22 protein-coding genes and 1 pseudogene are annotated in these 25915 nt (G+C 70.0%); 8 read left to right on the plus strand and 15 right to left on the minus strand.

Annotated features, from left to right (window positions below):
- Window positions 1-32 precede the first annotated feature (32 nt).
- A complete protein-coding gene (locus tag ACP4J0_RS11850; RefSeq protein ID WP_426598594.1) occupies window positions 33-773 on the minus strand; it encodes an SDR family NAD(P)-dependent oxidoreductase in 741 nt (246 codons plus the stop codon).
- A gap of 284 nt (window positions 774-1057) precedes the next feature.
- On the opposite strand from ACP4J0_RS11850, the gene lnt reads away from it, so the two are divergent.
- Window positions 1058-2632, plus strand: coding sequence for an apolipoprotein N-acyltransferase (gene lnt, locus ACP4J0_RS11855; protein ID WP_426598595.1), 1575 nt, complete (start codon window positions 1058-1060; stop codon window positions 2630-2632).
- On the opposite strand, the gene ACP4J0_RS11860 is transcribed toward lnt, so the two are convergent.
- A complete protein-coding gene (locus ACP4J0_RS11860) occupies window positions 2556-3461 on the minus strand; it encodes a Gfo/Idh/MocA family protein (RefSeq protein WP_426598596.1) in 906 nt (301 codons plus the stop codon). The genes lnt and ACP4J0_RS11860 overlap by 77 nt on opposite strands.
- Before the next feature lie 13 nt (window positions 3462-3474).
- Complete coding sequence (locus ACP4J0_RS11865; RefSeq protein WP_426598597.1) at window positions 3475-4656, minus strand: FAD-dependent monooxygenase; 1182 nt, start codon at window positions 4654-4656, stop codon at window positions 3475-3477.
- Between the two features lie 96 nt (window positions 4657-4752).
- Here ACP4J0_RS11865 and ACP4J0_RS11870 point away from each other — a divergent pair, with 96 nt between their 5' ends.
- The 3 genes from ACP4J0_RS11870 to ACP4J0_RS11880 all read left to right on the plus strand — a co-directional run bounded on the left by ACP4J0_RS11870 (window position 4753) and on the right by ACP4J0_RS11880 (window position 6533).
- Complete coding sequence (locus ACP4J0_RS11870; protein WP_426598598.1) at window positions 4753-5361, plus strand: TetR/AcrR family transcriptional regulator; 609 nt, start codon at window positions 4753-4755, stop codon at window positions 5359-5361.
- A 43-nt stretch (window positions 5362-5404) separates the two neighbouring features.
- On the plus strand, window positions 5405-5917 hold the full coding sequence (locus ACP4J0_RS11875) for a DinB family protein (RefSeq protein ID WP_426598599.1): 513 nt from the start codon (window positions 5405-5407) through the stop codon (window positions 5915-5917).
- Between the two features lie 151 nt (window positions 5918-6068).
- Window positions 6069-6533 (plus strand): hypothetical protein, encoded by a 465-nt coding sequence (locus ACP4J0_RS11880; RefSeq protein ID WP_426598600.1) that lies wholly within the window; start codon window positions 6069-6071, stop codon window positions 6531-6533.
- 34 nt (window positions 6534-6567) lie between these two features.
- Here ACP4J0_RS11880 and ACP4J0_RS11885 read toward each other — a convergent pair whose 3' ends face one another.
- From ACP4J0_RS11885 to fabG, 5 genes are all read right to left on the minus strand, one after another.
- A complete protein-coding gene (locus ACP4J0_RS11885; RefSeq protein WP_426598601.1) occupies window positions 6568-7110 on the minus strand; it encodes a hypothetical protein in 543 nt (180 codons plus the stop codon).
- Window positions 7111-7234: 124 nt separating this feature from the next.
- Window positions 7235-7918, minus strand: a complete 684-nt coding sequence (ung, locus tag ACP4J0_RS11890) for a uracil-DNA glycosylase (protein ID WP_426598602.1) — start codon at window positions 7916-7918, stop codon at window positions 7235-7237.
- Between the two features lie 82 nt (window positions 7919-8000).
- Complete coding sequence (locus ACP4J0_RS11895; RefSeq protein ID WP_426598603.1) at window positions 8001-9587, minus strand: ABC transporter substrate-binding protein; 1587 nt, start codon at window positions 9585-9587, stop codon at window positions 8001-8003.
- Between the two features lie 209 nt (window positions 9588-9796).
- Entirely contained in the window at window positions 9797-10558 is a 762-nt protein-coding gene (locus tag ACP4J0_RS11900) for an SDR family oxidoreductase (RefSeq protein ID WP_426598604.1), read from the minus strand.
- A gap of 59 nt (window positions 10559-10617) precedes the next feature.
- Window positions 10618-11379, minus strand: a complete 762-nt coding sequence (gene fabG, locus ACP4J0_RS11905) for a 3-oxoacyl-ACP reductase FabG (protein WP_426598605.1) — start codon at window positions 11377-11379, stop codon at window positions 10618-10620.
- 270 nt (window positions 11380-11649) lie between these two features.
- Between fabG and ACP4J0_RS11910 the strand changes: the two genes are divergently transcribed.
- A complete protein-coding gene (locus tag ACP4J0_RS11910) occupies window positions 11650-12477 on the plus strand; it encodes a hypothetical protein (protein WP_426598606.1) in 828 nt (275 codons plus the stop codon).
- Window positions 12478-12520: 43 nt separating this feature from the next.
- Here the strand turns inward: ACP4J0_RS11910 and ACP4J0_RS11915 are convergent, their stop codons facing one another.
- From ACP4J0_RS11915 to ACP4J0_RS11935, 5 genes are all read right to left on the minus strand, one after another.
- A complete protein-coding gene (locus ACP4J0_RS11915; RefSeq protein WP_426598607.1) occupies window positions 12521-12904 on the minus strand; it encodes a DUF3037 domain-containing protein in 384 nt (127 codons plus the stop codon).
- Complete coding sequence (locus ACP4J0_RS11920) at window positions 12901-13656, minus strand: HipA family kinase (protein ID WP_426598608.1); 756 nt, start codon at window positions 13654-13656, stop codon at window positions 12901-12903. The genes ACP4J0_RS11915 and ACP4J0_RS11920 overlap by 4 nt, the downstream gene beginning before the upstream one ends.
- A 777-nt stretch (window positions 13657-14433) precedes the next feature.
- Window positions 14434-14886 carry a hypothetical protein gene (locus tag ACP4J0_RS11925; RefSeq protein WP_426598609.1) on the minus strand — a complete coding sequence of 151 codons (453 nt, stop codon included), beginning with the start codon at window positions 14884-14886 and terminating at the stop codon, window positions 14434-14436.
- A gap of 526 nt (window positions 14887-15412) precedes the next feature.
- Entirely contained in the window at window positions 15413-15883 is a 471-nt protein-coding gene (locus tag ACP4J0_RS11930) for an NUDIX domain-containing protein (RefSeq protein WP_426598610.1), read from the minus strand.
- Between the two features lie 2 nt (window positions 15884-15885).
- Window positions 15886-16632, minus strand: coding sequence for a helix-turn-helix transcriptional regulator (locus ACP4J0_RS11935; RefSeq protein WP_426598611.1), 747 nt, complete (start codon window positions 16630-16632; stop codon window positions 15886-15888).
- 307 nt (window positions 16633-16939) lie between these two features.
- Here ACP4J0_RS11935 and ACP4J0_RS11940 point away from each other — a divergent pair, with 307 nt between their 5' ends.
- The 3 genes and pseudogenes from ACP4J0_RS11940 to ACP4J0_RS11950 all read left to right on the plus strand — a co-directional run.
- Window positions 16940-17125: a hypothetical protein gene (locus tag ACP4J0_RS11940; protein ID WP_426598658.1), complete on the plus strand. Its 186-nt coding sequence runs from the start codon at window positions 16940-16942 to the stop codon at window positions 17123-17125.
- Window positions 17113-17358, plus strand: coding sequence for a hypothetical protein (locus tag ACP4J0_RS11945; RefSeq protein ID WP_426598612.1), 246 nt, complete (start codon window positions 17113-17115; stop codon window positions 17356-17358). Before ACP4J0_RS11940 ends, ACP4J0_RS11945 begins: the two co-directional genes overlap by 13 nt.
- A 609-nt stretch (window positions 17359-17967) precedes the next feature.
- A pseudogene (locus tag ACP4J0_RS11950) lies at window positions 17968-18324 on the plus strand (tyrosine-type recombinase/integrase); the annotation flags it as partial.
- Between the two features lie 106 nt (window positions 18325-18430).
- Here the strand turns inward: ACP4J0_RS11950 and ACP4J0_RS11955 are convergent.
- Window positions 18431-18751, minus strand: a complete 321-nt coding sequence (locus tag ACP4J0_RS11955) for a hypothetical protein (RefSeq protein ID WP_426598613.1) — start codon at window positions 18749-18751, stop codon at window positions 18431-18433.
- On the minus strand, window positions 18748-25716 hold the full coding sequence (locus tag ACP4J0_RS11960) for a polymorphic toxin-type HINT domain-containing protein (protein ID WP_426598614.1): 6969 nt from the start codon (window positions 25714-25716) through the stop codon (window positions 18748-18750). The genes ACP4J0_RS11955 and ACP4J0_RS11960 overlap by 4 nt, the downstream gene beginning before the upstream one ends.
- Between the last annotated feature and the right edge of the window lie 199 nt (window positions 25717-25915).

Here is a 25915-nt window from a genome sequence, read left to right on the forward strand (position 1 = left end):
TCCGCCGGGCCGTCCACAGCACCGCCTGGGCGTCAGCGCCCGCCCGCCACCCGCAGTACCGTCCCCGTGGTGTACGACGCGTCCGGCGACATCAGCCAGGAGACCGCCGCGGCGATCTCCTCCGCCCGGCCCGCCCGGCCCAGCGGCACGGCCGACCCCATCCGCCGCGCCCGGTCGGGGTCGCCCATCGACGCGTGCATCTCGGTGTCCACGACCCCGGGCGCGACGGCGTTGACGCGGACACCGTCCGGTCCGAGTTCCTTGGCCAGTCCCAGGGTCAGGGCGTCGACGCCCGCCTTGGTCGCGGCGTAGTGGACGTACTCCCCCGGGCTGCCGATGGTCGCGGCGCCCGACGACACGTTCACGATCACGCCGCTCCCCCGCTCGGTCATCAGCCGCGCTGCGCGGCGGGCGCACAGCAACACGCCCAGCAGGTTGACGTCGAGGACCCGGCGCAGGTCGGCGGTGTCGCTGTCGGCGAGCCGTCCCAGCGGCCCGGTCACCGCCGCGTTGTTCACCAGTCCCGTCACCGGGCCGAGCCGCTCCTCCGCCACCTCGAAGAGCCGGTCGACGTCGGCCTCGACCGACGTGTCCACCCGTACCGCGACACCGCGGCCCCCCGCCGCTCGCACCCCCGCCACGACTCCCTCCGCGGCCGCCGAGTCCCGCACATAGCCCACGACGACGTCGTGCCCGTCCGCCGCGAGCCGCAGACAGGCGGCGGCGCCGATTCCCCGGCTGCCACCGGTGACCACCGTGACGGGACGCTTCATGAGTACCTCCAGCAGAAGATCGGACAAGAAGACCGAGAGGGAAGAGACCGAGAGGGAAGAGAAGGAAGAGACAGAAGGTCGAGTGAGCAGATCGCGAGACCGAAAGGTCCGAATTTTGATCGATCATCGATCATCCTAGAGGAGATCCCTCCGCCCGCACAGGTGCCGACGCCCGGCTCATGAACCACTGGTCGGCGTCCCCGGCGCGGGACGTCCGATGTGATCAACTGAATCCGCCTCGCCGAGAGCGCACACTGAAGGGACCACGGGGTAGGGAGGCGCCTATGAAGACGCTCGACCACTGGCTCGCCTCTCCGTGGCGGCGCTCGGGTACCGCCGCGGTCGCCGGGGCGCTGCCCGTGCTCGCCTTCCCGGGTCCGGCCCTGTGGTGGTGGGCCTGGGTCGCGCTGGTGCCCTGGCTGCTGCTGGCCCGGACGGCGCCGACCGGGAAGCGGGCGGCGTACGACGGGTGGTGCGGCGGGTTCGGATTCATGCTGGCCATGCACCACTGGCTGATGCCCAACCTGCACGTGTTCACGTTCGTCATCGCCGCGCTGCTCGGCGCCCTGTGGGCGCCCTGGGGCTGGCAGGTGCGCCGGCTGCTGGGCGGGGCGCCCTCGGCCGGCCGGGCAGCGGCGGCGCTCGTGGTGTTGCCGTCGGGCTGGCTGGCGGTGGAACTGGTCCGTTCCTGGGAGGGGCTCGGCGGCCCCTGGGGTGTCCTCGGCGCGAGTCAGTGGCAGGTGGCGCCGGCGCTGCGGCTCGCCTCGGTGGGCGGGGTGTGGCTGCTGAGCTTCCTGGTGGTGGCCGTCAATGTCGCCGTCGCCGTGCTCGTCGCCGTCCGCCGGGCCCGGGTGCCGGCCCTGGCCGGGCTCGTCGCCACCGCCGCCGCGACCTCCGCGGCCTTGGTCTGGTCCCCGCGCCCCGACGCCGACAACCGCGTCGCGATCGCCGTCGTACAGCCCGGCATCGTCGCCGGCCGGGACAGTGCCGACCGGCGCTTCGACCGCGAGGAGGAGCTGACCCGCCGGCTCGCCGACCGGGACCTCGACCTGATCGTCTGGGGCGAGAGCAGCGTCGGCTTCGACCTGGACGACCGGCCCGACCTGGCGCGCCGGCTCGCGGCGCTGTCGCGGGAGACCGGCGCGGACATCCTGGTCAACGTGGACGCGCGGCGCTCCGACAAGCCGGGCATCTACAAGAGCTCGGTGCTCGTCGGCCCCGACGGCCCGACCGGCGACCGGTACGACAAGATGCGGCTCGTCCCGTTCGGGGAGTACGTCCCGGCCCGCTCCCTGCTCGGCTGGGCCACCTCCGTCGGCGAGGCGGCGGGCGAGGACCGCCGGCGGGGAACCGAGCAGGTGGTGATGGACGTCGGGGACGGGCTGCGGATCGGGCCGATGGTGTGCTTCGAGAGCGCGTTTCCCGACATGAGCCGCCGGCTCGCCGCCGACGGCGCGGACGTGCTGCTCGCCCAGTCGTCGACGTCGACGTTCCAGCACACCTGGGCGCCCGCGCAGCACGCCTCGCTCGCCGCGCTGCGCGCCGCCGAGACCGGCCGCCCGATGGTGCACGCGACCCTGACCGGCGTCTCCGCCGTCTACGACGCGAACGGCTCGCGGATCGGGTCGTGGCTCGGCACCGACGCGAGCGCGTCGCGGGTGTACGAGGTCCCGGTCACGCACGGCAGCACACCGTACGTCCGGTACGGCGACTGGACGGTGCGGGGCGCGCTGCTGGTCCTCGCGGTCTGGGCCGCCGCCGAGGGCGTACGGACGGTGCGGCTCAGGCGGAGCGCTCCGCCACCGCCCGCACCACCCGCTCGCACAGCTCATGGGTCTCCAGCGCGTCCCGGGCACTGAGCACCTGTCCGGCGCGCACGGCGTCGAGGAAGGTGAGGACCGCCTGCTCGATGCCGCGCTGGCGGGCCACCGGGACCCAGTCGCCGCGCCGCTGCACGCTCGGCCGGCCCTTGTGGTCGATCACCTCGGCGAGGTTGACCACCTGGCGCTTGGTGTCCTGGCCGGACACCTCGAGGATCTCCTCCGCCGAGCCGCTGAGCCGGTTCATGACGCCGAGCGCGGTGAAGCCGTCCCCGGCGAGCTGGAGCACGACGTGGTGGAGCAGGCCGTCCTGGACGCGGGCGCGGACGGTCACGTCGTCGACAGGCCCCGGCGCCAGGAAGCGCAGCGTGTCGACGACGTGTATGAAGTCGTCGAGGATCATGGTGCGCGGTTCCTCGGGCAGGCCTGTGCGGTTCTTCTGCATGAGGATCAGCTCGCGCGGGTGCTCGGCGCACTGCGCGTACCCGGGGGCGTGGCGCCGGTTGAAGCCGACGGCGAGGCCGGTGTTCCGTTCCTCGGCGAGGGCCACCAGCCGCTCGGAGTCGGCGAGTTCGTAGGCGAGCGGCTTGTCGACGTAGGTCGGGACGCCGGCTTCCAGCAGCCGGGTCACGATCTCCGGGTGGACGGTCGTCGGCGCGTGCACGAAGGCGGCGTCGAGGCCCTCGGCGAGGAGCGCGTCGAGGCCGGCGTGGCGCTGCCCGTCCGGGAGGCGCAGCCCGTCGGCGACCCGGGTGAGCGTCGCCGGGGTGCGGGTCTGCAGGTGCAACTCGACCCCGGGCAGGGTGGCGAGCACCGGCAGATAGGCCTTCTGCGCGATGTCGCCGAGTCCGATGACGCCGACCTTCACGGGGTGTACTCCTCTAACGCTCGCCGACCTGGGTCTGCGGGGAAGCATACGGCTGCCGCGGGGGCCGCCAGTCGGCGATGCCGTCGAAGCCGCGCAGGAAGAGGGCCGGTCCGGCCTTGGACAGCGCGGCGATCGTGATGTCGCGTACGGCGATCCCGGCGCGGTGGGTCATCAGGTTGAGCCGTGCGGCCTTGACGGCCCGGCGGGCGACGGCGGTCGTACGGGGCAGCCGGGCGGCGGTGTAGGCGGCGAGGTCGTCGTGGTGGTGGGCGAGCACGATCGCGTCCTCGATGGCCTGGTTGCCGCCTTGGCCGAGGGTCGGCGGCATGGCGTGCGCGGCGTCCCCGACAAGGGCGGTCCTGCCCCGGTGGTGGGCGGGCAGGGGCTCGGCGAGGTGGTGGACGTCGTGGCGCAGGACGTCCTCGGGCCGGGCGGCGGCGAGGACGGCGGGGATCGGGTCGTGCCAGTCGCCGTACCGGTGCAGCAGTTCGGCCTTCTCGTCGGCCGCGTGGCCGCCGGCCGGGACGACGGCGGCGGCGTAGGCGTAGACCCGGCCGTCCTGGAGCGGATGCGTGCCCCAGATGCGGCCTCGTCCCCAGGTCTCGTGCGAAGCGAACGCGACGCCGGGTACCGGGATCACCACCCGCCAGGTGGTGAAGCCGGAGTAGACGGGGCCGGGGTGGTGCGGGAACAGTGCGCCGCGTACGGCGGAGCGGATACCGTCGGCTCCGACGACCAGGTCGGCCTCCAGCTCGCCGTCGGGGGTGCGCACCCGGGCCGGGCGGTCGCTGTCGCCGGGGTCGGCGAGCACCGCGTCGGCGGCGGTGCGAACGGCACCGGGCGGCAACTGCGCGGCCAGGCGGTCGATGAGGGTGGACCGGTGCAGCAGCACGAGCGGCCCCCCGAACCGGGCCGCCGCGGCCTCGGCGCTGGAGCGGGAGAGCCAGCGCCCGCCCGGGGTGCGCAGGCCTCCGTCGCCCTGCCAGGCGGCGAGGCCGCGGATCTCGTCGCCGAGGCCGATGACGTCCAGGGCGCGCAGGGCGTTGGGCGACAGGGAGATGGCCGCGCCGATCGGCTGGAGCGAGGGGGTGCGCTCCAGGACGGTGACCCGCAGGCCGGCCCGGTGCAGGGCCGCCGCCGCGGTCAGACCGCCGATTCCGCCGCCGATCACGACGGCCCGCCTTGTCCGTGTCATGGCTCCTCCTCGGACTCACCGACGCTCACTACAGATGTAGTGCGCCCACCGCCTCGACTGTACTACAGGCGTAGTGAGGCGGGTAGGTTGGTCTCCATGTCCGCACGCACCGCATCCCCCGTGCCCCCCGCCGGCACCTCCCGGGCCGGCCTCGTCGCCGACACCGCTCTCGCCCTGCTCGCCGAGCGCGGCATGCGCGGACTCACACACCGTGCGGTCGACGAGGCGGCCGGACTCCCCCAGGGCTCCACGTCCAACCTCGCCCGGACCCGGCAGGCGCTCCTGGAACTGGCGGTGCGGCGCCTGGCGGACCGGGAGGCGCGGGTGCTGGCGCTGAACGAGATACCCGACCCGCGCCACGGCCTGGACCCGCTGGTGGACGCGCTGGCGCTGGCGACGCACCGCGCGCTGACCCGCAACCGCGACCTGACGCTGGCCCGGTACGAACTGGCCCTGGAGGCCACGCGCCGTCCCGAACTGCGGGCCCACTTCGACGCGGCCGGCGTCCGCTTCCGGGAGCAGCTCGGCGCACTCGTCACGGCGATGGGCTCGGCCGACCCGGCACGCCATGTGCTGTCGCTGGTCGCCTGGGCGGACGGGCTGATGCTCAGCTGCGTGGCAGGGACGTTCCACTCCGAGGTTCCGAGCCTCGGGGAGGTGCGGGCGAGCCTGCGCGAGGTGCTGGACGGCATGCTGGGCCGCTGAAAACACCTGGTGGGCGTAGGTCTTCATCGGCGAGGATGCCGACATGACGACCGAACGCCGTGAACCCGCCGCCGACGCCGACGAACGCACCATGCTGGAGGGCTGGCTGGAGTACCACCGGCAGACCCTCGCGTGGAAGTGCGAGGGCCTCACCGACGCCCAGCTCAGGACCCCCGCCGTGGCCCCGTCGACGTTGTCCCTGATGGGGCTGGTGCGGCACATGGCGGAGGTGGAGCGGAGCTGGTACCGCAGGGTGCTGGCGGACGAGGACGCGGACCCGATCTACTACAGCGACGAGAACCCGGACGGCGAGTTCCGGCTGACCGAGGCGGACACCTGGCAGGACGCCCACGCCACCTGGCAGGCCGAGATCGAGGCGGCCCGGCGCAACGCGGCCGGTGCCCGCCTCGACGAACCGACCCGCGGCAGGCACCGGCGCACCGGTGAGCGGTACACCCTGCGCTGGATCCACACCCACATGATCGAGGAGTACGCCCGCCACAACGGGCACGCCGACCTGCTCCGCGAGCGCCTCGACGGCGCCACGGGCGAATGACGTCACCTTCACCGGGCCCGGAGCCTCCGTACGGGGCCGGACATCACCCGTGCGGGGCATCCTCCGCTTGTCCGGCGCCATGGACGGGGCCCGACCCAGCAGAGTGGCGCGGGTGCATCGAACGACGACCACCGCAACGCTCCTCGTGACCGTGGCTGTCTCGGCCCTGACCGCCTGTACGACGGTCCAGGGCCCGCCCGCGGCCGACCCGTCGGCGGCCGGCGCCCGCTCGTCCGCGCCGCACCCGGACGGCCCGGCCGAGCCGAGGGTCGTGCAGGCCCCGGCCCGCGAGGCACTGGAGATGATCGGCCCCTCCCGGGCCCCTTCCCGGCCCTCCGGCCACGCCTCCGGCGAACCCCGCCGCACGGCGCCCCCGCCGGCCCCGCCGCAGCGCAAACCGCCGACCGCCCGTGCCCACCCGGAACAGCAGCCGCGGCCCGCCCGTTCCAAGGCACCGGAGCGCGCGCACGGGGCCGAGCGACCTCGCGTCCTGGTCCCCGGCGTTCCGCCGCCGGTCGGCAGGAACGCGGACGTCTGCTCCCTCGGCAAACAGTACGGCGGCTGGCGGCCGGGCAGCCCCGAGACGGTCATCTGCGACCAGGCGTACGGCCACTGAGCCCGACCACGGGGATCGCCCGGGCCGGGGCGGGCTACGGCCGCTGCCGCGGTGGCCCCCACCGCCCGCCGGGCCGTTCGGGCCCATCGGGCGTGGGCCCGTCCTCGTCCAGTCGTCGCTCCAGCCGGTCGATCGCCGCGCGCACGCCGTCGCCGTAGCCGTCGGGGGCGAGGGACTCGGCCGCGCCGCGGGCACGTCGCAGGTGCACGCGGGCGGCCTCGCGGTGGCCGAGCCGGTCGTAGTCGGCGGCCAGGTTCAGGTGCAGGGACGGGTAGAGGGCACGCGCGGCGAGCGTGTCGTGGTGCCGGCCGGTGAGCCGGTTCTCCGTCAGTTCCTCGGCGGCGGACAACGCGCGCAGATCCCAGGCCAGTTCGTCACCCGGGTCGTCCTGGGTGTCGGCCAGGTAGTGGGCCAGGGTGCAGCGGTGCAACGGATCACCGTGCTCGCCGATCTCCGCCCACAGGCCGAGGAAGCGGTGCCGGGCCTCCTCACGGTCGCCCGCGTGGTGCAGCATGGCGACCTGCCCGATCCGCGTCAGCACGGCGTCCGGCGCCGCCTGCTCCTGTCCCTTGGCCACCGCTTCCTCCGTGCCCGTCGTCGGCTGTCCCCGACGACGCTAACGGCACCTGCCGCGATTCCCGGTCAGGCTGCCCGTGACGCGCGCGGGCGGACCGGCGGGCGGACCGGCCCGCCCGGCGGGGTCAGCCCAGATCGGGGATGGTCCAGTCGATGGGCTCGTGGCCCTGCCCCGCGACCGCCTCGTTGATCTGCGTGAACGGGCGGGAGCCGAAGAACTTCTTCGCCGACAGCGGCGAGGGGTGCGCACCCTTGACGACCACGTGCCGCGTCTCGTCGATCAGCGGCAGCTTCTTCTGCGCGTAGTTGCCCCACAGCACGAACACCGCCGGGTCGGTCCGGCCGGCCACCGCGCGGATCACCGCGTCGGTGAACAGCTCCCAGCCCCGGGCCTTGTGCGAGTTCGCCTCGCCGGCCCGGACCGTGAGCACCGCGTTGAGCAGCAGGACGCCCTGCTTCGCCCACGGCATCAGGTAGCCGTTGTCCGGGATCGGGGTGTCCAGCTCCGCGTGCATCTCCTTGTAGATGTTCCGCAGGGACGGCGGCACCTTCACGCCCGGCCGGACCGAGAAGCACAGCCCGTGGCCCTGGCCCTCGCCGTGGTACGGGTCCTGCCCGAGGACCAGCACCTTCACCTGGTCGTACGGCGTGGCCTCCAGCGCTGCGAAGACCTCCTCGCGCGGGGGGTAGACGGGGCCGTTCGCCCGCTCCTCCTCGACGAACTCCGTCAGCTCCTTGAAGTAGGGCTTCTGCAGTTCGCCGCCCAGCACCTCGCGCCAGGACTCGGGCAGCATGGCGATGTCGGTCACGTCGACTTCCTTACACTGTGCGGTCGCTTCCACTCCCCAGAACCTACCGGCGACCACTGACAACGGGCGCGCCGACCAGCGTCTACCAGCTCGTCTTCCGGTGCAGCTGCCACATCATCATGATCGTCGAGGGGTCCATGGCCCGCTCCGCGCCCGAGATGTCCGTGCTGACGGCCACGTACTGCTTGCCCTGCCACAGCGGCAGCAGCCGCGCGTCGTCCACGAGTATCTGCTGGGCCCGCTCGAAGTCCTTCTCCACGTTGGCACGGTCGCTCTCCCGGCGTGAGCGCGGCAGCAGCTCACCGGTGATCTCCGGTGCGGCATAGGGCGTGCCGAGCGCGTTCTGCTTGCCGACGAAGGGCGCGATGAAGTTCTCCGCGTCCGGGAAGTCGGGGGACCAGCCGCGGCCGAACACCGGGTACTGGCCCTCCTGGTAGCCCGCGACGTACGTCTTCCACGGGCGGCTCTCGAGGGTGACCGTGAACAGGCCGGAGGCGTCGAGCTGGCGCTTGATCTCCTTGAACTCCCGTGCCGTCTCGGAGCCGTAGCGGTCACTGGTGTACCAGAGGGTGAGCGGCACGGGCTCGGTGATGCCGGCGTCGGTGAGCATCTTCCGGGCCTTGGCGACGCTGGGGTCGCCGTAGTCGTCGAAGAAGCCCGTGGTGTGGCCGGTGAGGCCCTTGGGGACCATCGAGTACAGCGGATCGACGGTGTCCTGGTAGATCGTGTGGGCGATGGCCGCCCGGTCGATCACCTGGGCGACGGCCCGGCGCACTTCCTTCCGGCCCGCCCACGGGTCCTCGGGGTTGAAGACGAGGTAACGGATCTCCGTACCGCTGCCCTCGACCAGCTGGAGGTCCTCCTCCTTGCCGGTCCCGCCCTGCAGCGTGATGACGTCGTCGGCCGCGAGACCGCGGTAGGTGACCTGGATCTCCCCTCCGCGCAGCGCCTCCACCATGCCGTCGGAGTCCTTGAAGTAGCGGACGGTCACCGCGTCGTTGTGGCGCTCGGCGAACCCCTTGTAGCGGTCGTTGCGGACGAGTTCGGCCCGCTCGCCCTCCTCGTACGACTCGAGTGTGTACGGGCCGGAGCCGACGACCTTGCCGTCCTCGCGCAGGGCGTCGGCCGGGTAGCCGCCGGGTTCGACGATCGACATGGCGGGGGTGGCGAGCACGAACGGGAAGGTGGCGTCGGGCTTGTTGAGGTGGAAGACCACTTCCCGCTCGCTCGGCGCCTGGACCCGTTCGAGGCTGCCCAGCAGACCGGCGGGACCGCCGTTGACGTCGATGTCCTTGATCCGGTCGATCGAGTGCTTGACGGCCCGGGCGTCCAGCCGGTCCCCGTTGGAGAAGGTCAGGCCCTCGCGCAGCTCACAGCGGTACACCTGGTTCGTGGAGTCGGTGAAGGCGCACTCCTCGGCGGCGTCGGGCTCGGGCGCGGTCGCACCGTTGGGGTAGCTGAGCAGCGTCTGGTAGATGTTGCGGAACAGCTCCCACGAACCGTCCCAGGAGGCGGCCGGATCCAGCGTGCTGGGGGCACTGGTCGTCCCCACGACGATCGGTCCCTCGTCCTCGGAACTGTCGGACGACAGGATGCCGCATCCGGTGACCAGCGCCGACATGGACACGATGGCCGCCACTCGGCGCAGGCCTCGGTTCCGGTTGAACACGCGCACGCTCCTCGATCCGCCGTACCAAGGGTCGGCAGACCATACCGCAGCGCCACGCCACCTGAACCCCCTTCTGAACAGGGGTTTTGATCATCTGGCGATGACTACGTTGTCACCGCCCCGTGGTCTCGAAACGCGGACACGGGCGCCGTTTCCGTCAGCGGCGCCCGTGTCCGGGATCGATCTCGAGGGGTCGGCGACGGCCGGTATCAGGCCACGCCGGCGTTCAGGAAGATGCCGCCGTCGACCACGAGCGTCTGACCGGTGACCCAGCCGGACTGCTCCGAGGTGAGGAACGCGGCGGCGCCCCCGATGTCGGAGGGCACGCCGAGCCGGCCCAGCGGGTAGCCCGCGGCGGCCTCCTCCTCGCGGCCCTCGTACAGGGCGGCGGCGAACTTGGTCTTCACGACGGCCGGGGCGATGGCGTTGACCCGCACCCCGGGCGCGAACTCGTGCGCCAGCTGCGCGGTGAGGTTGATCAGCGCGGCCTTGCTGACGCCGTACGCGGCGATGAAGGGCGAGGGCGACAGGCCCGCGACGGAGGCGATGTTGACGATCGCGCCGCCGTTGTCCTTCTGCCAGGCGTGCCAGGTGCGCTGGGCGAAGCCGAGCGCCGAGATCACGTTGGTCTCGAAGACCTTGCGCGCGACGTTCAGGTCGAGGTCGGCGATCGGGCCGAACACCGGGTTGGTGCCGGCGTTGTTGACCAGGAAGTCGACGCGGCCGAAGGCCTCCATCGTGCGCTCGACGGCGACGGCCTGGTGGGCCTCGTCGTGCGCCTTTCCGGCGACGCCGATGACCCGGTCCGGGCCGAGCTTGTCGACGGCCTCCTTCAGGGCGTCCTCGTTGCGGCCGGTGATGCAGACCCGGTCGCCGCGCGCGACGAGCGCCTCGGCGACGCCGTATCCGATACCGCGGCTGGCGCCCGTGATGAGCGCGACCTTGCCGGAGAGTCCGGGGAGTTCAGTCATGTCAGTGATCCCTAGTCCCAGTGTTCCCTAGTCTCCGTGTTCCGTGGTCTCCGTGTTCCCTAGTCGAGCGGTCCGCCGGCCACGTACAGCACCTGGCCGGAGACGAAGCCCGCCGCCTCGCCGGTGAAGAAGGCGATGGCGTTGGCGATGTCCTCGGGCTCGCCGACGCGCGCCACCGGGATCTGGGTGGCGGCGGCGGCCTTGAAGTCGTCGAAGCCCATGCCGACGCGGTCGGCGGTGGCCTTGGTCATCTCGGTGGCGATGAAGCCGGGGGCGACGGAGTTGGCGGTGACGCCGAACTTGCCGAGCTCCTTGGCGAGCGTCTTGGTGAAGCCCTGCAGACCGGCCTTGGCAGCGGAGTAGTTGACCTGCCCGCGGTTGCCGAGCGCGGAGGAGGAGGACAGGTTGACGATACGGCCGAAGCCGGCGTCCACCATGTGCTTCTGGCAGGCCTTGGACATCAGGAAGGCGCCGCGCAGGTGCACGTTCATGACGGTGTCCCAGTCGGAGGCACTCATCTTGAACAGCAGGTTGTCGCGCAGCACGCCCGCGTTGTTGACGAGGATCACCGGCGCGCCCAGCTCCTCCGCGATCCGCGCCACGGCCGCCTCGACCTGCGCCTCGTCGGAGACGTCGCAACCGACCGCGATCGCCGTGCCGCCGGCCGCGGTGATCTTCTCGACGGTGTCCTTGCAGGCGGCCTCGTCGAGGTCGAGGACGGCGACGGCGCGGCCCTCGGCCGCCAGTCGTACGGCGGTGGCGGCACCGATGCCGCGCGCGGCTCCGGTGACTACGGCGACCCGCTGCTCAGTGGTGGACATTGCTGCTTCTCCTCGTCCTGGGGATGCGGCCCGTGCGGAGCGTCGCGGCGTGCTCTGGGTGAGCGACCGCTTAGTACCTTCCGCAGACGTGACGCTAGAAGCCCTGACACCCGGTGTCAACGGGACACCGGGCCGGTGTGATCCATTACCTGGCTCCCGGAGCCGACGCCCCCGTTCCGGTCGCCCGATCGGCCCACCGCTGCGGGCCCCCGCACCGCCGGAGCCCTAGCGTCGAAGCGCGAGCCACTCGTGGCCGGAAAGGAGGCGTCCATGCGCCGTCACACCGGTGCAGCAGGCATAGCCGTCGCGATCGCCGCGATCGTGCCGCTGGCCATCCCCGCACATGCTCAGGACCTGGACTCGGACCTGGACTGCCGGAGCTACACCTACCAGGAAACGGTCCAGGCCGGACTGGACAGCGAGCCGGGCGACCCGGACCCGTACTGCCCGGAGGCACTCCAGGAAGACCCACGCGACGAGGGCCGATTCGACGACGGCCCACCCATCGAGGACGGACTGGACCAGCAGCAGTCCGACCAGGGCCGACCCGACGAGGGCCGACCCGACGAGGGCCGACCCGAGCAGGAACGCCCCGATCAGGGCCGGCCCGAGCAGGGCCAGTTCGACCAGGAGGGGCCCGACCAGGGGCGATTCGACCAGGGCGGGCCCGAGCAGGGCCAATTCGACCAGGGGCGATTCGACCCGGGCCAATCCGACTACCAGGGGCATTCCGAGCAAGAGCGTTTCGATCAGGGGCGTTTTGACCAGGGGCATTTCGACCAGGGCGACCAGGGCGGGATCGGTGGGATGCGGGAGGCGGACGACGGCGCGGACGACGGCACGGCAGGCGCGGCGCCACCGCGGCGGGCGCAGGTCCCGACGATCTCCGCCACCTCCTTGAGCCGTCCGGCAAGCACGACGCCGGCCCCGGCGCCCGCGACCTCCCCCGCCGTGACACCGACGCTCGGCACGCAGGGCGGACTGGGTGGCGCCTCGGGCTCCGGGCCGAGCGACTGGGACATCGGCATCGGCCTGAGTTTCGTGACCGGCGCCACGCTCGCCGCGGGCTGGGTGATCAGGCGCCGCCGGCACACCTGAGTGCAGATTTCGCCAGGCACGTACCCGACCGGCCGGGCAGGCCCTACCGCACCAGCAGGTCGAGGAGCCGTTCGGCCTCGGCCGCCGGGTCGGTCGTGAGACCGGTGTGGACGGGGCCGGGCTGGACGATCGTGGAGCGGGGGGCGATCAGCCAGCGGAAGCGGCGGCCGGGGTCGTCACCGGCCGCCTGCCCCGCCGCGCTCCCGCCGGTGCACACCGCCTCGACGGCACGCAGTGCGGCGCGTACGCCGGGCAGGTCGACGTCCGGATCGAGGGCGAGGAGCCTGGTCTCGTCGAGGTGAGTGCGGGCGCCGACGTAGGACTTGCCCCGGCAGTACACGAGCACCCCGGCGTTGACGCACTCCCCGCGCTCTACACGGGGCACGACGCGCAGCAGCGCGTACTCGAAGACGTGGCGGTCGTTCACCGGTTCCCCTCGACGCGTTCGTGGATGGTGGCGGCCCGCGCGAGCAGAGGCTCGGCGTAGGCGCGTCGCAGGTCGTCCGGTGTGGCGAAGCCGGGTTCGTCCAGCAGCCAGACGTCCGGGATCGCGGCGGTGACCTCGGCGAGGAGTTCCTCGGTGACCAGGGGCGCGAGCGCGGCGGCGGCGGAACGGACGTCCGGCGCGAAGCGCGCCAGAGCGTGGTCGGAGGCGTCGTACGGCCGGGCGGCCGAGGCCTCGGCACCCGGCCAGTTGTGGTGCCAGATCATAGTCGCGCCGTGGTCGATGAGCCACACCTCGCCCCGCCAGCGCAGCAGGTTGGGGTTGCGCCAGGACCGGTCGACGTTGTTCACCAGCGCGTCGAACCAGACGATCCGGCCCGCCTCCTCGGGGCTCACCTCGAAGGCGAGCGGGTCGAAGCCGAGCGCGCCGGAGAGAAAGTCCATGCCGAGGTTGGTGCCGCCGCTCGCCTTGAGCAGTTCCTGCACCTGCTGGTCGGGCTCACCGAGCCCGAGCACCGGGTCGAGGTCGACCGTGGCAAGGCGCGGCACCCGGAAGCCCAGGCGGCGGGCGAGTTCGCCGCAGACCACCTCGGCGACGAGCGTCTTGCGGCCCTGCCCCGCGCCGGTGAACTTCAGGACGTACGTCCCGAGGTCGTCGGCCTCGACGAGTCCCGGCAGCGAACCGCCCTCACGCAGGGGCGTGATGTAGCGGGTCGCGACGACCTCTTTCAACATTTCCGAAGGTCCCGTCGCTCGTTGACCTCAAAGCAGGGGAGAACTCGGGGAGTTCCGACCGACACGCTCGTCCCCTCGTCTCCCCGGCAGTCCGTCGATGACACTGCGGCCCTTACTTCCAGCCGCCGGCATGAAGTGAGCATAGTAACCAAGCGTGACAGCCGGAGAAGAATGCCCGAGCCGTCACGCCGGCGTCACCACCGACTCCCCCGCCTCCGGAACGTGGCCCGCAACGTCACCGACCTCCACAAGGGCGAACTCCTCGGCCTCCACTGAGAAGACCTCGGCCTCACCACCGGAACGGCCAGCATCCGGCGCTCGCTTCAGCGCACCCGAAGCGGCGGCCTCACCCACCTGCCCACCGAAACCCCAACATCCGCACGCCGCATCGCCCTCCCGACCGAATGCCTCCATGCCTTCAAGGAACACAAGCCAGCAGGTCAAACCCGGAGATGCCCTCCCCTCAGTGCACCGCGGAAAGGAGTCCGTCACGCGTGTCACAGGCAAGCCGGACAGCGACGGCCTACCGTCGTTCCAGGCACCCAGATTCGTGCGCGTTGCCGTCAACTGCTGCCGTCAGACACCCCAGCGGCCCCTCCAGAAACACATCCGGAGGCCGCTGGGACGCTTTCAAGCTATGACGGTCGGCACTGCTCTATTCCCGCAGTGATGCCGGACCTGCTGATGTGATGAGACGGGAGATCGAGCGCCCGTGTGGCATCCGGTTTCGACTACCACCGCGCAGCTTTTGCGCCGAGACAGGCCACATTTCAGTCACTAATCCTTCGGATTGCGAATCATGTAGCGTCTCACATTCCCATCCAACGACTCCGGGATGAAGATCGTCTCTTTTTTGGTTGCGTCGGCTAGAATCTGCATGAAATCGGAAATTTCAGCGAGTTCACGCATCGACGCGATCCACTCCGGGCGCCCCTGGAAGTCAATCAGTTCCGTGGAGAAAATTCCCGTCCACCAGCGCCCGGTGCCAACGTCTACGTACATCTCATACGCGTCACCTTGCTCACCGCCATCGCTAAACATTTCCGCCGTGAGCGGCCCTCCTACCGAGGCTCCGCCGTGGGTGAATTCGATGCGATACCCCTTAGCCTGCAAGGCCTCCACGGCTGCATTCCAGGCATCGAAATCGGCACGAAGAACCCAAACTTCGACCATGCCACCGACCTCATTTTCGAGGCGTCTTAGCGTTTCTTCGGGATCCTCTAGAGTCATGACTTTCCGCGCTTCATATTCGGTTGGTCGAGGAACCCGATGAAGTTTCCGGATGCCCCCCCCCCCCACCGGGCCCCCGCGTCGGGGAGGTGAAATTCGATCACGTCGCCGTGGTCCGAGTGATTGTAGGATCGAACGGCCGAACGAGAGTTCGTCAGAAGGTCCTCGATCAGGGCGTGAGAGATGTATTTGATGTCCGCACCGGAACTGAGGTCAATAAGCGTTGAGTCAGGCCGTGGGTTTTCCTTCTTGGGCCTGGCGGGTTTCATTTATGTGCGCTCGGCTCCATAGGGGCCCTTCTTTTTGCCATTGAGCGGTTCGGTTGCACTCTTGTGTAGGTCGTCACCACTGGGGCCGCAATCGTGGACCAGGACCGGCGCAGCCCCCGCCAGCACATAATACGTGTGCTACGCGACCCCTCTCTATCTGCGTATTCGCAGATCAGCGGCGGTTTCGGGTTCCGCTGGTGTCCGTGGCTGTGCGGGGGAATCCGTGGGTGTTGCCGTCGCTACTGCCGTCAGGCGGTTCAGCCCAGGTACGGCTTCTCGCGGTGTTCCAGGAAGTGCTGGAGCCTGAGTCGTTGGGTGTGGTGCATCGGCAACTGCTCGATTTCTTCCAGCGGCACGAATCGGAGTTCGGTGGACTCGTCGGAGATCTCCAGTTGGCCGCCGGTGATGCGGGCGGTGAAGCAGACGTTGAATTGGCGGCGGACCTCGCCGTCGGTGTAGGCGATGATGTGTTTCGGGTCGGTGTAGGTGCCGACCAGGTCGGTGATCTCGACGTCGAGGCCGGTCTCTTCCTTGACTTCGCGGACGGCTGTGCCGGGCAGGGAGTCGGTGAGGTCCATGCCGCCGCCGGGCAGCGCCCATAGGTCGTTGTCGCGGCGGCGCTGGAGGAGGATGCGGCCGTGGTCGTCGGTGACGACGGCGGATGCGGCGACGACCATGCTGTTCGGCTTGGGGGCGGTGGGGTCGTCGTAGTACTCGGTGCGGGCCACGGTCAGCCTTCCTCTCGTACGGGCGTTGCCGTCGCCCACACCGCGTCGAAGCTCTCGGCGTAGGTGTCGAACATGCCGCCTGTCTCGTGTCGGTGAAGATGCCACACGGGGGCGGCGTAGGCGTTGACGCCCCAGACGTGGGCGTTGACGAGTTGCTGGTCGTCGGCGCGGTAGAGGGAGTTGTAGAGCGTGGTGCCGTGGGTGCGGACGTCGATGCCGGGGGTGCCGACGAGTGGCCTGTAGTGCATGAGTGCGAGGCGGCAGCGGGATTCGATGCCGTGGCCGAACCGCTCCTCCTTGCCGCGGGCTTGGACGTTGTCGCTGTCAGCGTCTCCGATCGCGATGCGGACGGTGCAGCCTTCGGCGGCGCGTTCGGTGAGGAGTTCGTTCAGCCGCGGGTAAGCCTCGTGGAGGAATACGGCCGCGTAGACGAGGATGTCGATCCGTTCCCGGGCCTGGGCCATCAGGTCGCTGAACGCCGAGACGGGGATGTCGGCCCGCTGCTCGTAGAGCGCGACCAGTTCGGGGCTGATGGCGCGGGCGGGGCGTGCTTGGCGGAGTGCCGGCCAGAGTGCGTGCACGTCTTCTCCCAGGGCCTTGGCCGCCTGGAGGGCTGTGGTACGGCGTGGGGTGCGCCCGAGGTTCACCCAGCGCTCGACCGACTTGGGATCGATCTCAACTTCCTGGGCAAGGGCCGCGTAGGTCCAGCCTCCGGCTGCCATGACGGCTCGTAGTCTCTCGTTCGGCATGAGTCTCCCCCTTCGTCTCAGGACGGCACCAGGGACGTTCTACATGGTGCGGGACGTCCCTAAGTGGGGTTTGGTGGAGGTTCCTTCGTCCCGGTGACCGGCGTGAGGATCGGTGCCGACCCTGCGGACCGACGGGCCCAGGGACATGCATCCACGCCGCCTAGGAGCGTCACCGTGCGAAAGAGCACCACCCCATGTGTTCCCGCCCTGCGACTGGACGCCCGGTCGCGCACCGCCTCGCCGGGGTGGTCACGATGACGGCCCCCCTGATACCGACGGGCACACCGTCTCGCCCGATGTCGGCGCCCTGGTGGTCGACCGACGGAACGGCAAGGTGGGCGTGGTGATGGAGCATGTGGGGCCGTACGTGCAGCTTCGGCCACCGCGCGGTGGCCGGGAGTGGGACGTGCCTCCCGAGGACGTACGTGCGCCGACTCCGACGGAGGAGTTGAGCGCGAAGGTGGCCGTGGCCAACCGGAGGTGGGGACGGTGACCCCTCGCTCGGTCCTGCGCTACGAAACCTGGACTCTCCAGCCCGACCGCGAGCCGGATGCGGAGCCAGTCCTGTACGCGATGCAGTGCGCCGTGGACGGAGAGACCTCACCGACAAGCGAGGACTTCGCCGAACCGCAGGACTGGGTGCTGCGGCACTGCGGCCAAAACCCCTCCCACCACACCTACCGGGAGATCATCACCCGCCCGTGGCGGACCTTGCGCCAGACGTGACCCGCCTCGCTCGCCCAAGCGCCGCACCGCGCTGACCCACCCGACTCCCGTCCCTGCCGGGCGCAGCCGATCGAGGCTCCCCCTCCTCGTCAGCCCCGGCAGGGACGGGCCCTCACGTACGTGCCGGGCCCATGGTCATGAGGCTTTGGCCTCAGCCACAGAAAGTCAGCCACGACGGCGAGCGCGCCGACCGATCACCCGCCACGTGTGTTTCGCTCAACCCCGCACCGGCATCAGCCCCGTTGTCTCCATCGTCACGACCCTCAGCCAGGCAGCAACCATGGGCGTCCGGGACGGCGCAAGCCCGCCGGGCAGCCTCTCAGGTGCCCAGCCAGTCTGCTGCTGAGCGGTCGGACCGGGGCTCCCGATTGGCGGTGCGGCTTACGCTCACGAGCTCTGCGCGCCGAGTGGTCGGCGGCCGTCGCCAGCGGGGCGGCAGACAGGAGCGGGCGGCGGTCACCGACCGCCGCCGCGCGGCGACCCGCGTCAGCGGGACGCCCTTGATCAAGTAAAGAAACTCTGAACAGCTCACCCTGTGCTGCATTTGTCCGGTCCCGGTAGATGCTTGACACTTCGGTCCCAGCTGATGGTTGACAGTGGCCGTGATCGGCCGGGCACGTGTTCACCACGCCGCAGGGCAGGCCGATCGACCCAACCAACCTCACCCGCACCTTCACCACGCTCCTCCGTAAGGCCGGCCTCCGCCGCATCCGCTTCCACGACCTCCGCCATTCGACCGCAACCCTCCTCCTGGAACAGGGCGTCGAACTCGTCGTCATCAAGGAGCTCCTCGGCCACGCACACATCGGCGTCACCGCCACCGTCTACGCCCACGTCCGACTCCGACTCCGACTCCAACGAGACGCCATCGACCCCCTCAGCACCGCGCTCGGCAGCCAGGAGGACACCGAGACGGCGCGATCCAACGGCGATGAACCGCCACCCTGCGTAGCTCGCGTCCGCTGACGTTGCCGTCAACTACTGCCGTCACCACCACGCAGAAGCCCCGCCGAGATGGGCGGGGCTTCACGTATGCCATCACGCGCTCGACCGTGATCGAAACCGGACTGATTCAGCTCTGGCCGCTGCTCCCAGAGACCCAATCAACCAGCTTCTCGAACTCTGCCCTCAACTGGTCGGGATGCACGTCGGACAAGTACTTCTCGCAGGGAGAAGGGTCGACCTCATAGTCGATAGTCGACACCTGAACCTCGCCTGAATTCCAGACCGTCAGGTAGGACCCCCTCCCCTCTTTCTCCACATAGACCCCGAAGGACTTCTTCTCCGTATGTTCTGCGGAATCGAACACCTCAAGCGCAATTCCTGCTCCTTCCAACCGCGGACGAGACTCATGGATTCTCACCCTGAGCAGGTCGGGCAGAGTTTCATTCATTTTCTGTCTACAATCCTGAGGTTCTCGAATGAAGGCATTTCCGGCGGCGGAAGTCCACGCTTGGCATTGAGTTTCGCGTAAATCGGATGCTGCGGTCCGGGTATCTGAGCCCACCCGGGTTCACCAGCAGGCTTCAGGCAGGAACACGGCACATCGAACTCCGCGTAGATTGACCCTGGCGCAGCCTGCTTGCGGTAGGCATCAGAGTTAGCGGGATGCGCTACGTACGTGGAAGTTCCGCCACTTCCCGCTTGCACCTTTCCCGTGTCGCTCATCGCTTGATACTCATCTTCCGACATCCATCGACCCACGGTGGTGTTGCAATTGTGAACGAGTACCGGCGTGGCCCCTGCCAGCACATAGTACGTGTGGATATCGGCGACGGTCAGGTTGTAGACCGTGGCCTGCTGGGTCCAGCGTGTGACGGCGCTGATCTGGACGTGGGTGCCCGCGCTCGTCTTCAGCCAGTCGCCGGACTGCAGGTCGGTGGCGTCGATCCACTCGCGCAGTCCGGGCACCCAGAACGGGTGGCCGTCGGTGGCCGTGGTCTTGGCGGTCTTCTTGCCCTTCTCACCGTCGGTGTCGATGGTGATCTCGACGAGGTTCTTCGCGCCCTTGCCGATGATGAGGGCCGTGACCTCCTTGACCGCCGTCTTGCCGGTCTCCGGGTCCGTGGCCACCACCTTGTCGCCGGGCTTGACGTCCTTGATGGGCTTCTTGGTCCCGTCGGCCGTCAGGACCGGAGTCTCGGGCGTGAAGCTGTTCACCCGGCAGGACTCGCCGGCGGACTGGGTTCCGTCGCCGCCACCGCCGTCGCCGTTGCTGTCGGCCTTCTTGGCGGCTGTCGCTTCGGCTTCTTCGGCTTTCGCCTTTCTTGCGGCCTTGGCGGCGTCAGCCTGCTTCTTCCATTCGGCCATGTCCTCCGTGTACTTGGCCATGGCCTTGGCGTCCTCGTCGGCCCGCCTGATGATGCCGGTGGCCCAGCGGACCTCGTCCTCCCACTTGCGGTAGGCGCTCCAGGCCTTGTCCAGGGCCTTCAGGAGGCGCTTGGCCTTGCCCGCGAACGGGACCGCGGCCTCGAGGGCGATCATGGCGCAGGTACCCAAGGCGCCGTTGAGGCAGTCGACGATGTCGTTGTAGCCGCTGGCCTCCTTCACCGCCTCCTTGGCCACGTGCATGACCATGTCCATCTTGGACTGCTTCTTCAGCCACCTGGCCCGCTCCACGTCCTTCCTGCTGACGCTGGGCACCGGCTTGGAGGGGGCCGGAGGCGTGCCGCCGGTGAGTACGGCGTAGGCCTTCTTGTACACCTTGACCGCCGTCTGAATGGCTTTGAAGAAGCCCCAGAACTGGCCGGACGGGTCGCTGTAGGTGACCGGGCTGTTGTTGGCGTACGCGTACGGGTTCATCGTCTGCGACTCGGCCACGTCCATCATCGGGTCGACCGAGATGAACCGTCCGATCGCCGGGTCGTACTCCCGTGCGCCGAGGTGGGTGAGTCCGGTGGACTCGTCCATCGTGCCGCCGACGAAGCCCTTCTCGCCCGGCCACATCGACGGCTTCTGGCCGCGTACCTCGCCGAACGGGGTGAACGCGCGACGCGTCACCGCGCCCGCCGTGGCGTCCACGGCCACGGTCGCCGTGCCGTTGTGGTCGGAGAGGAGGTAGGCGGTGGTGATCTTGCCGTTCTCGGCGGTGCGTACCATCGCCGGGCCGGCGGGGTGCTGGTAGTGGCGCGTGCCCTTGACGACGTTGCCGGACTTGTCGAGCTGGACCTCCGTACCCGGCAGGTACAGGGTCGTGCCGTTCGGGTCGCGTCGGATGAGGCGGTTGCCGCCCGCGTCGTACACGTACGAGGTGGACTTGGCCTCGTCCCCGGTGCCCTCGGTCACCTCCTCCAGGTGGCCCTCGACGTCCCACTCGAGGTTCTGGGTGGTGCCCATCACGGTGCGGCGGGTGGTGTTGCCGGCCTTGTCGTAACCGAAGGAGTCCTCGCGCTCGCCCTCGGGCCCCTTGGTGCGGACCTTCAGGAGCCTGCTGGTGGTGGAGCCGCCTTCGGCGTACTCGTACTCGCGGGTGACGTCCTTGGTGGTGTCACCGGTGACGTCGTGCTGGACCTCCGTCTTCCGGTTGCCGGCCGCGTCGAACGTGTACGACGTCCAGTACGGGTTCGGGCCGCCGACCCGCGGCTCGGCCGAGGGGCCCGCCGCCGGGTTCGCGCAGTCGTCGGCCTTCGCCGACGTCCACGACTGGGTCATCCGGCGCAGGTAGTCGTACGCGAAGCACTGCGTGTCCGTCGTGGCCGCCGTCGGGTTCGGGCCCTGGGCGTCCGTGATCTTCAGGATGTTGCCGGAGTCGTCGTACGCCGTGCGGACGTCGCTGATCCGGGCCGTGCTCGTCGTGCCGACTTCCTGGTCGAAGACCGTACGGAGCGGGCGGCGGGTCTGCTCGTCGAACTCGCGGCTCGTGATGAGCTGCTTGCCCGCCGGACCGACCCGGGTCCGGACGACGTCACCGAGCGGTGTGTACTCCGTCCCGGCCACGAACGTCCTGCCCGCGACGGCCATCCTGTCGACCATGTCGAGGCCGTTGTAGCCGAGCGACGTCCGTTCCCTGGCAAGGCCGGCGACCGCGGGCTGCGTCATCGTCTGGGGCATGCCGGTCGTCTTGGTGTACGTGCTGCTGTACTCGTACTCGCCGGCGAGCTTGCCCTCGGACTCCGGAATGGTGATCTTCGAGCCGAGGGGACGGTACTCCTCGTCGTAGCCCGTGACCTCCTGCTTGTAGGCGTTGCCGTCGACGAAGCGGATCGTCGAGACCGGCATGCCGAGCGCACCCGGGAGGGTGTCGTAGGTCTGCTCGGTGAGCTTGCGGCCCTTGAGGGAACCCTCGTACGTGGCGACGGGACGGCTCAGCGTGTCGTACTCGTACGCGATCGTCTTCGCCGGGTCACGGCCGTCCGTGGTGGTCAGGACGCGGTCGCTGTCGTCGTACGTGGTTCTCGTGATCCCCTTGTCGGGGTCCGTCGACTCGTACGTACGGCCACGCAGGTCGTACTTGTACGACCACGTGTTGCCGGCCTGGTCCTTGACGGACTCCAGCATGCCGCGACGCTCGTACGTGTACGTCGTCCTGTCGTACGCGCCCGACGGGCCCTCCCCCTTGAACTGGCGCAGCTCCGTCTTGCGCCCCTGGGCGTCGACGAGGGACATCGTGGGGATCTCGCCCTTCGGCGGATCCACCGCGACCCAGTCGCCGCCGTACGAGGTGGTGGTGCGCCAGGTCTCCTCGCCGAACTTGCGGGCGATGGTGGCGACCGGGCGGCCCTGGCCGTCGTACTCGGTGCGGGTGGAGGCCGGGACCTTGTTGTCGTCCGAGGACCACAACTCGGGGGACGCGTCCTGGGAGTTGAAGTGCGCGCCGTTCTCCTTCCAGACCAGGCCGCGGCTGTCGTAGAAGGTGTCGGTGATGACCCGGCCGCCGTCGAGTGCCGGCTGCTGGGTCTGACGCAGGCGCAGTGCCCCGTCGTAGATGTCGTACGTGACCCGGTAGTCGCCGCGCTCGAGGAGCTTCTTGGTCGTGATGACGACGGGCGCGTCCGGGGTGACGGTGTAGCCGAACTCGGCGTCCGGGGTCTGGGTGGCCGGGTCGCGGTCGGGCGACCAGGTCTTCACCAGGCGGCCGAGCGCGTCGTACTCCAGTACCTGACGGCGCTTGTTGGTGTCCTCCTTGGCGAGGGCCAGGCCGCGTGCGGGGTCCAGCTCGGTGGTGTCGGTGTGGCCCTTGGGGTTGGTGACGACCGTCTTGACCGGCAGCGAGCCCGACGCGGGAACGTAGGCCGTGCGTGTGGTGTTGTTGTCGACGTCGGTCGTGGAGGTGATGCGGCCGTACTGGTCGAAGGCCGATGAGCCGTCCAGCCGGTACACCGGCTTGCCGTCCTCGTAGTCGGCCAGGGACTCGACCTTGGTGACGTTGTAGACCGCGTCGTACGTCATGAGCTTGTCACTGCCGACGTCCGCCGGGCGGGCGATGTCCTTGGCATCGCAGGCCTTGGTGAGCGTCTCCACGCGCTTCTGCGGCGTGTACACGTGCTTGCCGGCGTCGTTGACGTACTCGTAGCGGGTGCAGGTGTCGTCGTCGCCGCGGGACAGGTCGCCGCGGTCCGTGGTGTGGTCCAGGCGGCCGCGGCTGTCGTAGGCGTGCTCGACGGCCGTGCGGCGCTGGCCGCGGTCGTCCGACAGGACGGTGCGGGAGGCGATCCTGCTGGTGCCGGTCCTCCAGGCCCGCAACGGCTCGGCGCCCTCGGTGCGCACGCGGGTGGCGGTGGGGCCGCGTACCCAGGGGGTGTAGAGGGTGGCGGACCGCAGGGGACCGCCCTCGCCGTCGTAGTAGAGCGTCTCGCGGATCTGGCCGGCGAACAGCTTGTGGTCGTCGACCGTGCCGCCCTCGCTGTCCTTGACCTTCACCTCGCGCTTGCCGGTGGGCAGCTTGTCGCCGTCCATGCCGCGGAAGTAGACCGTCTCCACCTGGGAGCGCTTGTCCGGTGCGCTGCCGACGAGCGTGCGCACCTTCTCGTAGCCGCGCCACTGCGACCAGGTGCGCGCCTTCTCGCTGAGCAGCTCGCTGTCGTCGTCGTAGGACCAGGCGGGATCACCGATGTACTGGAAGGTGGTGACCTTCGTCGGCGAGGTGCCGTTCTTGTCCTCCTCGCGGACCTCGTCGACGCGGTGCTTGTGGAACCAGTCGGTGAAGTACTTCTTCTTCAGACCGGTCTCGTCGGTGGGGTCGGGGACCTCGTTGACGACCGGGTAGCACCGCATGGTGTTGGTGTGCGGCGCGGCCGGGAGCTTCTTGGGGTCGGTCTCGGTGGAGCACTCCGGCTCGGCGTACTCGACCGCGATGCGTGCGCCCGTCTCGGTCTGGATGGTCTCCACGCGCCAGCGCAGGAACGGCGGGTTGCCGTCGCTGTCGTTGTCGACCCGGTTGGGCAGCTGCTTGCCCTGGAAGGTCACCGGGGGCAGGGAGACCGGCGTGCCGTTCTTGCCGGTGTGCCGGATGGCGTCGAGCCACAGCGGGTAGTCGCCCGCGACGCCGCCGTCACCGGTGGACTTGAAGTCCTGGGTGAGGGTCCAGGTGTCGACCGGCTGGTGCTTGCCGTCCTTGAGGATCTCCGTGGTGATGGAGGTCAGGCGCTTGCGGGTGAAGAACGTGGGCGCGTAGCGGTCCTTGCACTCCTTGCCCTCGGCACACAGCTGGTCGGCGGGCACGTCGGGCCAGTTGCGGGTGACCTCCCACTCGGCCTCGGAGGTGAGCTTGCCCTCGGCGCAGTCGAACGAGCCCGTCTTGACGCAGCGTTCGGCGACGTCGAAGACCACCTGGGCCGGGGCGGCGGAGAACAGGTCGTCGCTGCGCAGCCCGTAGGAGATGCGCTTCAGCCAACCACCGCGGTCGTAGCCGCGGTTGGTGGACTTGCCCTCGCGGGTGACGTCGGAGCCGTAGTGGTTGCGCTCCTTGGCGTACCAGTACGTCATGGCGTTGCCGCGCAGGTCCACGACGTAGTCGAGGTTCCAGCGGTAGACCTGGTCGCAGACGGAGTCGGCGTAAGCGGTCTGGTGACAGGGCTCGCCGGGGTGGTTGCCGTACACCGGCACGGACCAGGCGGAGTTGGTCTCCGCCTTGCCGGAGGCCCAGCCGGGCAGCCGGTCCATGCCGAAGTAGTACTGCACGCCCTCTTCGTTGGTGACGCGCCAGTACTCCTTCTCCTTGTCGCCGTTGACGGCGCCCTTGAGGAGTTCGACGCGCGAGCCGTCGTCGCCGAGGGGGACCCACTTCTTCGTCGTGTCGTCGAGGACGAGCTGCGTGGAGCTGCCGTCCAGCGACAGGGTGACGACCGGCGGGCCCTGGCACAGGTCACCGGTGGGGTGCTTGGGGTTGTTGTACCCCGAGCCCTCCTTGCGGTCGTTGGAGCACGGCACGAACTGGCGCTCGATGAAGTTGGCGCCGGTGTCCCAGCCGTCGCCCACCCAGCTGCTCTGCTGCGAGGACGCGGAGGACCGGCCGTCGACGCTGGCGGAGGAGTAGCTCAGCCCGAGGGTCGGGCCGGGGCCGCCCAGCGAGGACGGGATCTCCATCGGGTACGACCAGGTGAAGTCGCCCGAGGAGCCGCCCGCCTGCCAGGAGCCGGAGGGGCTGAGGGAGGTGGCGCGGTAGTCGCCGGACGGACCGTTGGGCGCCGCTGTGGCGGCCAGCACCATGGCCCCCGCGGCACCCGGCGCCGTCGCGGCCCGCGCGGACACGGCCGACGCCTTGTGCGCCGAGGTCCCGGAAGCCGTGGCCGGGGGCGCCTGGACGGTGGCCGTCAGGGTGCCCTTCGCCGGGTCGTTGGTGGTGGCGACCGGCGTACGGGTCCGGCACTCGGCCTTCTGCGGCGTGGTCAGCGCGCAGGCGGGCATCGCGGTGAACGTCAGCCGGGATCCCCAGCCGCCGCCGTAGGCGTTGCGGAAGCCCTTGTAGTCGAGCTCCACCCGCACCTTCGTGGCCTCCGGGGCCCGGTCGGTGCGCCGCACCGTCAGCAGCACTCCGTCGACGCCGGCCTTGTCGGTCGCGGCGCGGTCGGCGACCTCGACCCGAGCGGTGACGGGTCGTTCGGCGGCCGTACGCGCCCCGGAGGCGGCGGCGAGGCGGACCGGCAGCGAGCCGGCACGGACGCGCGGGGCGGCGCCGCCGCCCGCCGCCAGCCGGACCTCGGCCGAGTCGGCCTTCGGCCAGATCACCGAGGGGGACCCGGTCCAGGTCCGCTTCGGTACCGGGTCGGGTCCGGAGCTCTTCCGGGCCGGTTTGCCCGGCACGTTCACGAGCTTCTGCAATTCGGGCAGGGTGCCACCGGCCGCGCGGGCGTCCGGGGTGATGGCCGGGAGGCCGGTCAGCAGAAGCGATACGGCGAGCGCCGGCAGTGACCAGTGCATCGCCGTACGTATTCGTCTTCGGGCATGGCTGTGCCCACTCCGTTTTGACATAGAGAATTCCCCAGTTTTGATCCCCCGTGAAAACAGTCGAGGCGAAAGCTACCACTGGCCAATCCCGCTTCCCACCCTTGACTTCTCCTGCCGGGCTTGGGTCGCGTACACGCCATCGGGCCTGCTAGAAAGCACGGCGGGGGGTGCG

This window comes from Streptomyces sp. WG7 (assembly GCF_049975785.1).
GTDB lineage: Bacteria > Actinomycetota > Actinomycetes > Streptomycetales > Streptomycetaceae > Streptomyces.

Bases quoted from the DNA above. Each gene is read 5' to 3' on its own strand.
- ACP4J0_RS11850 (WP_426598594.1), bottom strand. From the start codon at position 773: ATGAAGCGTCCCGTCACGGTGGTCACCGGTGGCAGCCGGGGAATCGGC.
- lnt (WP_426598595.1), top strand. From the start codon at position 1,058: ATGAAGACGCTCGACCACTGGCTCGCCTCTCCGTGGCGGCGCTCGGGT.
- ACP4J0_RS11865 (WP_426598597.1), bottom strand. From the start codon at position 4,656: ATGACACGGACAAGGCGGGCCGTCGTGATCGGCGGCGGAATCGGCGGT.
- ACP4J0_RS11870 (WP_426598598.1), top strand. From the start codon at position 4,753: ATGTCCGCACGCACCGCATCCCCCGTGCCCCCCGCCGGCACCTCCCGG.
- ACP4J0_RS11875 (WP_426598599.1), top strand. From the start codon at position 5,405: ATGACGACCGAACGCCGTGAACCCGCCGCCGACGCCGACGAACGCACC.
- ACP4J0_RS11900 (WP_426598604.1), bottom strand. From the start codon at position 10,558: ATGACTGAACTCCCCGGACTCTCCGGCAAGGTCGCGCTCATCACGGGC.
- fabG (WP_426598605.1), bottom strand. From the start codon at position 11,379: ATGTCCACCACTGAGCAGCGGGTCGCCGTAGTCACCGGAGCCGCGCGC.
- ACP4J0_RS11910 (WP_426598606.1), top strand. From the start codon at position 11,650: ATGCGCCGTCACACCGGTGCAGCAGGCATAGCCGTCGCGATCGCCGCG.
- ACP4J0_RS11920 (WP_426598608.1), bottom strand. From the start codon at position 13,656: ATGTTGAAAGAGGTCGTCGCGACCCGCTACATCACGCCCCTGCGTGAG.
- ACP4J0_RS11925 (WP_426598609.1), bottom strand. From the start codon at position 14,886: ATGACTCTAGAGGATCCCGAAGAAACGCTAAGACGCCTCGAAAATGAG.
- ACP4J0_RS11935 (WP_426598611.1), bottom strand. From the start codon at position 16,632: ATGCCGAACGAGAGACTACGAGCCGTCATGGCAGCCGGAGGCTGGACC.
- ACP4J0_RS11955 (WP_426598613.1), bottom strand. From the start codon at position 18,751: ATGAATGAAACTCTGCCCGACCTGCTCAGGGTGAGAATCCATGAGTCT.
- ACP4J0_RS11960 (WP_426598614.1), bottom strand. From the start codon at position 25,716: ATGCACTGGTCACTGCCGGCGCTCGCCGTATCGCTTCTGCTGACCGGC.